General features: G+C 73.4%; 2 protein-coding genes. One reads left to right on the forward strand and one right to left on the reverse strand.

What is annotated here, in order from left to right; genetic code table 11:
- Positions 1–450, reverse strand: a 450-nt coding sequence (locus AC6EI8_RS26250; RefSeq protein WP_498383360.1) for a Clp protease/crotonase-like domain-containing protein, incomplete at its 3' end; no start/stop codon positions are given.
- Between the two features lie 392 nt (positions 451–842).
- Between AC6EI8_RS26250 and AC6EI8_RS26255 the strand changes: the two genes are divergently transcribed.
- Positions 843–1,955, forward strand: a 1,113-nt coding sequence (locus tag AC6EI8_RS26255; RefSeq protein ID WP_498383361.1) for a YbfB/YjiJ family MFS transporter, incomplete at its 3' end; no start/stop codon positions are given.

The raw sequence follows: 1,955 nt of genomic DNA on the forward strand, positions 1-1,955 counted from the left end.
GCCGCCGATGCCGAGCCGTACCGGGCTGGCCGCGCCCAGATTGGTGCCCGGCGCCATCGCGGCCAGATGGCTGGCGTAGAGGATGTAGGTCCCGGCGCTGGCGGCGCGCGCCCCGCCCGGATAGACGTAGCTCAGCACCGGCACCGGGCTCGCGAGGATGTCCTGGATGATCTGCCGCATCGATGGGTCCAGCCCGCCGGGCGTGTCCATCTCCAGCACGATCAGCTGGGCGCCGGCCTGGCGCGCCTGCTCGAAGCCGCGCCGCACGAAGCTGGCGCTGGCCGGGCCGACCGCGCCCTTGAGCGGAATCAGGTAGACCGGCGCAACGCCTCCCGGCTGCGCACGCGCGCGGTCGGCCGGGCCGCCGGGCTGGGCCAGAGCCAGCGTCATGCCGACGATCAGCAGCAGGACGGCGGCGAGCCGCCGCGCGAAGCTTGCCTGTGCGTTCATGGTCTGCGCTCGTGAAGTCCTTCGCGCCGGCGGGGCCAAGGCTGCCGCGCCAGCGTTCGCACCATTGCTTGCGCGGTGGCCGCCCAGTGGCGCGCCGTCCGCCGATTGCGCTGCAACGGTCATCGTGTCGTTCCCGCGAAAGCGGAAATGCGGCGTCCTGGACAGCCACTGGGTCCCCCGCGTGCGCGGGGACGACCAGTTCGTCGAGGCGCTGAAACGCCTTGCGGCGCTCATTCCAGTGTAGGCGACACGACACGGCTTGCCCGGGACGGTGCCGTGGTCTTGGCGCGCCGCCGTCGCGCTTTGCCCGCCGCGGGTACGATAGCGGGATCGCCGACGCGCCAGAACGGAGAATCCGCATCGTGTCAGTCTCGCCCTCCCGCAATCCCGAGCTGGTCCACGGCACGCTCGCTGGCAGCGAAGCCCGCCGTCCGGGCGCCTGGGCGGTCGCGCTCGGCGGCCTGGTCTCGCTGGCCGTCGCCATGGGCATCGGCCGCTTCGCCTTCACGCCCTTGCTGCCGATGATGCTGCACGACGGCAGCGTGACGCTGCATCAGGGCGGGTGGATCGCGACCTGGAACTACATCGGCTATTTCGTCGGCGCGCTGGCCTGCCTGCTGATCCGGCCCGATGCCGCGCGCATGGTGCGCTGGGGCCTGGCGGCCACCGTCGCGCTGACGCTGGCGATGGCGTTGCCGCTGGGCATGCTGTCCTGGTCGCTGTGGCGCGCCGCCGCCGGTGTCGCGAGCGCCTTCGTGCTGGTCTATACCGCGGCCTGGTGCATGCAGCGGCTGGCCGAGGCGGGCAAGCCGGCGCTCGGGGGCCTGATCTTCTGCGGACCGGGCATCGGCATCGTCGCCACCGGGGTTTCGGCCTTCGGCATGGTCGGCATGGACTGGAGCGCGGCCTGGGGCTGGATCGCGTTCGGCGTGCTGGCGCTGGTGCTGGTGGCGGCGGTATGGCGCATCTTCCAGCCCGACTCGGCGCCCCACTCGGCCACGGCTTCCGCCGCGGCGGCGCCGCCGCGCATGGCGGCGTGGTCCGGCGAGGCCTGGGCGCTGACCGTGGCCTACGGGCTGGCCGGTTTCGGCTACATCATCACCGCGACCTTCCTGCCGGTGATCGCGCGCCAGGCGATGCCGGGCTCGTTGTGGGCGGACCTGTTCTGGCCGCTGTTCGGCGCCGCGGTGGCGCTCGGCGCGCTGACGGCCGTGCGCATCGGCGTGCGGCACGACAACCGCGTGCTGCTGGCGCTGGCCTATGGCATGCAGGCGGCGGGCGTGGCGATCGCGGCGGTGTGGCCGACGCTGGCCGGTTTCGCGCTCAGCAGCCTGCTGGCGGGGCTGCCGTTCACCGCGCTGGTGCTGTTCGCCATGCACGAGGCGCGCCGGCTGGCCGGCGGCCAGGCGCCGCGGCTGATCGGGCTGATGACGGCCGCGTACGGGCTCGGTCAGATCGTCGGGCCGCCGTTCGCCACCGCGCTGGTGGCCCGCACCGGCGGCTTT

It is taken from the genome of Cupriavidus sp. R6-3 (genome assembly GCF_059772245.1).